The sequence below is a fragment of the uncultured Dysosmobacter sp. genome, assembly GCF_947631635.1.
Taxonomy (GTDB): domain Bacteria; phylum Bacillota; class Clostridia; order Oscillospirales; family Oscillospiraceae; genus Oscillibacter.
Genome location: NZ_CANRMB010000055.1, coordinates 1 through 6,755 on the forward strand (window position 1 = coordinate 1; position 6,755 = coordinate 6,755).

General features: G+C 60.4%; 4 protein-coding genes. 2 read left to right on the top strand and 2 right to left on the bottom strand.

Going from position 1 to position 6,755, the window contains the following annotated elements; genetic code table 11:
- Window positions 1–1,385, top strand: a 1,385-nt coding sequence (locus Q0Z71_RS16955; RefSeq protein ID WP_298025354.1) for a hypothetical protein, incomplete at its 5' end; no start/stop codon positions are given.
- A 68-nt stretch (window positions 1,386–1,453) separates the two neighbouring features.
- Here the strand turns inward: Q0Z71_RS16955 and Q0Z71_RS16960 are convergent.
- A complete protein-coding gene (locus Q0Z71_RS16960; protein ID WP_298025357.1) occupies window positions 1,454–1,999 on the bottom strand; it encodes a hypothetical protein in 546 nt (181 codons plus the stop codon).
- A 654-nt stretch (window positions 2,000–2,653) separates the two neighbouring features.
- Here Q0Z71_RS16960 and Q0Z71_RS16965 point away from each other — a divergent pair.
- Entirely contained in the window at window positions 2,654–3,106 is a 453-nt protein-coding gene (locus Q0Z71_RS16965; RefSeq protein WP_298025360.1) for a hypothetical protein, read from the top strand.
- Window positions 3,107–3,170: 64 nt separating this feature from the next.
- Here Q0Z71_RS16965 and Q0Z71_RS16970 read toward each other — a convergent pair.
- On the bottom strand, window positions 3,171–6,755 hold a 3,585-nt coding region (locus Q0Z71_RS16970), incomplete at its 5' end, for a hypothetical protein (protein ID WP_298025363.1).

Sequence of the window (6,755 nt, forward strand, 5' to 3'; positions counted from 1 at the left end):
TGATCTCCACCAGCAACGACAAGAACACCGCCGACCTGGTGTACATCTACGTCCAGGAGAAGGGCGGCCGCGGCTCCATCAGCGACCCCGTTGACGGCGTGAGCGTGGTCGATCCTTACGTCGACCGCAACGGCGCCATCCGCTTCGAGCTGGATGTTGAGCGTCCCGAGTACGTGCCTGAGACATACGGCGCCGGCAAGACCAAGTCCAAGGCCACGATCACCTACGACATCTACGTGAACGGCCGGCTCGACGATGCCAATAAGACTTACTCCGCCTCCACCGGCGAGGGAAGCTACCGCGTTGGCCCGCTCAACGATGCCCTGGATCCCGAGAAGGACGAGATCGAGATCAAGATCACCAAGGTGGTCTGGGACCGCATCACCGTCCTGTATGAGGACGAGGACGGCAACACCGTGAAAACCGTGGCGGGTAAAACCACCACCGACATCGCGAATGACACCACCGGCAAGAACATCGGCTTCACGCTTGACGCCAACGACTACAAGGCGGCCGGGACCTACACTGTGACCGGCGTGACCAACGATCCCGCCCTCACCGGCAGCGTGACGGTTGGCGGTGGCGGCACCAACATCAGGAATGCTGTCCCCGCCGGAGACGACTACGTCCGCGTGGTCATCACTGGCCTGGAGGCCGCCGCTGAGAACTACGACGTCATCCTGGACAACAACCTGACCAAATCCGCGCAGGCTCTGAGTGCCCTTGACCTGGACTTCGCTGTGCCCACCGCCGCGGGGAGCCTGCAGCTGGCCATCGGCAACAGCCGGAACGACAACATCACCGGCTTGAAGCCCGGCGACGCCGTCATCATGACCGCTACCGGCAGTGAGAATTTGGCCGCTACTTCTCCTGTTGGCTACAAGGTGACCGTGAGCGTGGACGGCGTTGAGAAGACCATCACCTGGGCGAACGACAACTCCACTATCTCCACCGCTCCCACCTGGCGCGTGACCATCACCGACCACGACGTCCATGTGAAGGTCGTGAAGATCGAAGCGGTCGCTGCCCCGCAGATCAAGAGCATCGTCTATCACGACAACAACGCTGACGGCGCGATCAGCGAGACCGCGACTGCCGACACCTTCGTTGTGACCTTCACTGAGGCGCTGTCTGCTGTGCCCACTATCACCAAGACTGGCACACTGGAAGTGGACGGTCAGTTCCTGATCAACGGAACTGATCAGGAGGACAAGAGCGTCGTGGTTTACACCGTGAGTGCGGGTACTGTCGCTGCTGAAAAGCCCACCATCGCTGCGAAGCAGATCAAGAGTGCCTACGCGGTGAACATTGATGAGTTCACCCTCACCATCCCCGCGGCGCCTCAGGATCTGGCGTCCATCAGCTGGGCTAAGACTGGCGCCTGATCGACTGCACAGTTCTGAACCCATAAGATGAAGTTTTCCCCCCGGGCTTGCGCCCGGGGGGAGCTTTTTCACCGCACACCCCAGATAGTGAGCTTCAGCCCGGCCGGGAACCGTTTATAATCGGAGGACATGTACTTGATTTCCATGGAGGTCAGCTGGCTGAACGTGCCAATGCCCACCGCGATGCCGCAGGTGCTGCCCACCACCGGGGCAACGATCTCGTTTTCCGCGTTGTGGCACGGCTGGAAGATTACCTGGAAGGACCGCAGGCTAAGAAAGCAGAAATAGGAAGAGAGCTTGTTGAAATAGCCGCTGATGCGGCCGTTATTCAGCGTGAAGTCGAGTCTGGAATTGTCGTCGTCCAGCTTTTCGGGCGGGATGAGAAATTGGACGGTGACGGTTTCCCACTCCGACCAGTCGATTTGGGAGAAATCGACTTTCAGAACGGTGTCGCCGGCCTGCGTCTCCATCGTGGAGATCAACTGGCTCCGCCCCAGCTTGCCGAACAGCGCCGCGTCGATCTTGGCGTTGTCGGCGTTGAAGTCCGTGCGGATCACCTCGTCCGTCGCCTGCCACTGGGATAATTCATAATGTTGCGTGTGATTGCTTGCCATAAATTTTCCTCCTTTATAAAATCCGCCGTTTCGGGACGAACAGCCCCAAAACGGCTTTTTCGCTGTTTTCGCTCCGCGCCCCCAACTCCCGCCGGGGGCAGAAAGCGGTGGTTTGCTGGTTTTTCGCCCCGGTGGGGCGGGGGTCCTGCCTCTATAAATCCCCGTTTAGGGGCCGGAAGTGGTATGTTTCCATACATTTTATGGAAATCCGGCCCCACTCTGCCCGCTTGCGGGTGGAAATGGGGCATTTTGGCCGTTTACCCATCCGGGCAAGAAAAAAGGGCCGCGCCCCGCCAAAATTGGCAGAGTTCGGCCCAACTTCCAGTAAATGTATGCGAATGTACCACTTTTTGCTTTTGCCCGCCGTTTTCAGACGGCGGTTTTTTATTGCCCGGGGGCTTGCGCCCCCGGGCGGAGTTTTCGCCCGCCGGGCGAGGGGCTTTCCCGGGGAGTTTCCGCTCTGCGGAGGCCGATCCGCCGCGCCCACGGGGGTCTCCGGGGGGGCTGCTCTGGGGGGGCGCTCCGCCCACCGCCCACGGGGGAAATCAGCCCGCCGGGGCCGCTTCGCCGCGCCTGCGGGGGTTTCCCAGGGGGTTCCTGCTCTGCGCGGGAGTTCCAGCGGGCGGAGACAAGTTATTTTAAGGAGGAAAATTTATGGCAAGCAATCACACGACACACTACGACCTATCCCAATGGCAGCCTACGGACGAGGTGATCCGCACCGACTTCAACGCCGACAACGCCAAGATCGACGCGGCGCTGAACGCTCTGGCGGAAGGCCAGGCGGCGCTGACGGCGGAGGTGGCCAAAAAGGGCAACTGCCGCATCCAGTACGGCACCTACCGGGGCACGGCCACCAGCAAGGGCGTAACCGTGACCTTTGAGGGCCCGCCCCTGCTGGTGGTCATTGGATACTTTGGTTACCGCACTATCCTGCTGCGGGGGGACAACCGCGCGGTCTCACTCACCGGGAGCGCGCCTTTTGACACCGCCACAATCACCTGGTCGGGCAACTCCGTCAATATCCGGCCCGGGTCGGACAATGAGCCCACCAACAGCTCCGCTGACTACTACTTCGTCGCCCTGCTGGACGCCGGGGAGGAGTGAGCGGAAAGGGACCCCGGGCCATAAGGCCCGGGGCCCCCATCTCCATGAGTTTACCTCAGAGGTTTTAATCTCCGGAGGACTCGAGTGCGGCAGAGAAGTCAGGATCACTAAACGTAACCTTGATCCGATCATTCCCATCCAACACGTTTTTCTTGATCTCGCTGCCCATAACGCTGGCGGCGACGACCTTCACAGTCGCATTATTGGCAAGCGCCTGGCTAAAGGTCAGCTCGATTTTTTTGCCGCGAACGGTGATTGTCTTGATGAAAGCGTTACCAGTGTCAGTCAGAACGATATCGGTATCATCAAGATCCTCGCCATCCTTGCTGGCCACGGGTTGGTTGAACACGATGGTCATGGACTTACCGTCGGCGGCGATAATCGCGTTGGACTTACTCACGGGCTCGATGGCCAGCCGCTCGGTCACGGGCTTGATCTTCACGTTGTCGACCGACAGGTCAGACTTCACGTTGTCGAACACCACGGAGTCGGTCGCCTTGTCCATGGTCAGGTGGAACACCTTGTCCGCGCCGTTCACCGTGACGGTGACGTCGTAGGCCGCAGCCTTGTTGATTGCATTCATCGTGACGGTCATCTTCACGCTGTCGCCGCGCTTGATATTTTCAACCGTATTGAACTCGATCTTCAAGGTGTCGTCGCTGTAAGCAGTGAGGCTGGCATCAAACTCACTCAAGGCAGCCGCGGCGGCGGAAGCATTGTCCGGGCTTTTGCTCGTGATGGCCTTCTTAGCGTTCTCCTTGCTGATGTTGGTTTCGTTCACCTTGACCTCGTAAGCCTCGTTCAGGGAGGACAGGCCATAGATGGTCACGATCACAACGCGGTCGCCCATGGGCTTGTTCGCGTCGGCGTTGATCGTCTGCTGGCCGTTCGCGGCCGCACTCAGCTCGGTGGGGATGGTCACGTCGCCCTTGGCCAGGCCGGTCACTGTGTAGCTCGGCCTAGTCACAGAGTCGTCGCTCACCAGCTTGAACTCAATGTTGCTGCCGTTGGTGGGAATAACTCCACGGGTATTGGTCGTGAACGCGGTGCCCGCCTTGAAGTTCTTCCAGGTGTTGTCCGCCAGGACCTCGCTGGTGTCGCCGTCCACGTAGCGGATGCCGATGTAGGTCAGCTTGACATCAGTCACTTCCACGGTCACAGTGGCGTTGGAATCATAGATCCTACCATCCCACTCACCGGCCACGTCAGTGCCCTTGTTCGCGACGGTGGGCTTGAAGGTCTTGGGGCTTTCTTTGTGGATCACGGTGCCATTGGCCTTGACGACGACGGTGTAGGTCACATCCTGATTGACGCCGGCATACTCAGGCGCGGTGTAGGTCCAGTTCACAAAGGCGTGGTCGCCGATCTTCTCGACGTCCCAGGTCAGGCCGCCGTTCTTGCCCTTGCTGGAGGAGGCGCCGGCATTCTCCTGGACGAAGATGTAGACCAGGTCGGCGGTGTTGCTGTCGTTGCTGGCCTTGACCACAAAGACGGTCTTGGTGTACTCGGCCTTCTCCTCAGTATCGCGGTACATGGCGTCCTTGATGCTGCCGGGGCCGACGGTGATCTTGCCGTCCGCGTCGATCTCAACGGTGACATACACGGTGTCCTCGTTGGTGTCGAACTTCACGGTGCGCTGAGCGATGCCGTCATCGCGGATACGGAAGGCGTTGTCGCCGGAGTCGATGTACTCGCCGGCCACGATGGCCTTGCTGTAATCGGGAGTGGGGGCCACATCCACGTACCGCTCCAGGTCGATGACGTAGTCGGTGTCCTTCTCGGTCTTGAGGATCTTGTAGAGCACACCGGCCTCAAGCTCGCCGTCGTAGGCGTCCTCGGCCACCCACAGCTCGCCGATCTTCTCGCCGTTCTCATAGGCGCCCTTGTCGTAGATGCGGTAAGTGGTGCCGCCGATCTTCTTGGACTCCCAGTGGGCGTTGGAGAGGACGAAGTAACGGCCGGAGCCGCTGTACAGGTCGCCGTCCAGGACAAAGACAGCCGCAGCGACCTTGTTGGTGGCGCTCTTAGCCACATAGTAGCCGCCGGCGTTGTCAACGTCGGGGACCTCAGTGTAGCCGGTGTACGCGGTCTTTTCGTCCACGATCACGAAGCTGGTCTGGCGGTCCACGATGATGTCGTTGCCGATCTCAGCGGTGTTGGGCTTCAGGAACTCGTCGATGTAGGCCTTGCCGTTGTGGATCTTGGCGGTGTCGGCCACGCCGTCGGTGCGCTGAGTGCCGAAGGGCACGTCCACCACGTCGGTCAGGGTGTAGACGCCGGAGGAGTTCACAGTGTAGCTGTAGACATGGTCCACGATGTTGGCCACGTTGTTCTTGTTGTTGGCGTGCTGGATGCTGTCGTTGCCCCAGCGGATGGTGCCGTTGTCGGTGTCGCTGCTGTCGCCGTCGGCCTTGACAGTCTTGTCGCCCTTGACCTTGCTGGCCAGCTCGACCTTCTGAGAGGTGCCGTCAGCCAGGACGACCTTGGCCTCCCAAGTGCCCAGATGCTCGTCAGCGTCCTGCACGTACAGGTACTGGACCACCTGGTCGCCGGCCTCCTGGAAGGCAACCACATAGCCGGTGGGATCCAGGTACAGGACATAGTCCTCGTTCAGAGCGGGGTGCTCGTCGCCGTAGGGCTCATCCAGGTCATAGACCATGTGCTGCTGGCGCTCGGGCTCCTTGGCGGGGACGTTCGCAGCCTCGGTCTCGGAGTAGATATACTTGCCGTCAGAGGTGCGCAGATAGGTGTGACCGAAGTCCGTGTCGAACTCCACGCGGTCCACGGTGACGGTGACGGTCTCGGGAACAAAGAGCTCGCCGATGATGTAGTCGTCGTCGTCCTCGTCGTAGTCCTCGGTGAAGATGACGTAGTCGTCCTCGGAGTAGCCCTCGGCCAGGAAGGTCTTGACATCCAGCTCAGCGCCGCGGGAGATGGGCTTCACGGTGACTTCCTCGCCGTCCTCGGTGTCGCGGACGCGGGTGATCTGGCCCAGATAGTAGTTGATTTCAACCACGCGGACGGTCTGGTCGGCGTCGTCGATGTAGATCTCGGTCTGGACGCCCTCGCCGGTGTAGACCCACTCGTTGGTGTCGTCAGTCTCGGGCATCGTGGGGGCGGCCTCTTCCTCTTTGCCGTTGATGTAGACGGTCCAGTCATAGCCCTGAGGACCGCTGGTGGTGCAGACGGACTTGCCCAGATCCTTGGCCACGTCGCGCTCCTTAACGGACTTGGTGTAGGTGCGGTCGGGGGTCAGGGGAACGGTGATGATCTCGTCCTTGTCCAGCATCCGGACGAACTGGTTGATCAGGTTGCCGTCCTCGTCCAGGTTGTTGTTCTTCTGGGTGCTGGCGGCGGAGGTGGTGGTGGCGTAGGAGCCGGTGCCCCAGGTCTTGGCCGGACGGCCGTAGATGTCCTGGGTGTCGGTCTTGTACACCAGATCGAAGTTCTTGTAGCCCAGAGTCTGGAGGTAGTTGAACTGCTGGTTGTAGGTGATGCCCTGCTGCTCGTTGTAGTAGATGCCCAGCAGCTCGTTGTACTGCACAGGCACGCACTGAGTCAGAGCGTTGAACACCATGACAGCCACGTTGTCGCGGGTCAGGGGCTGCTTGGCACTCAGGGACAGGTTGCCGTACAGGCCCAGGCGGGT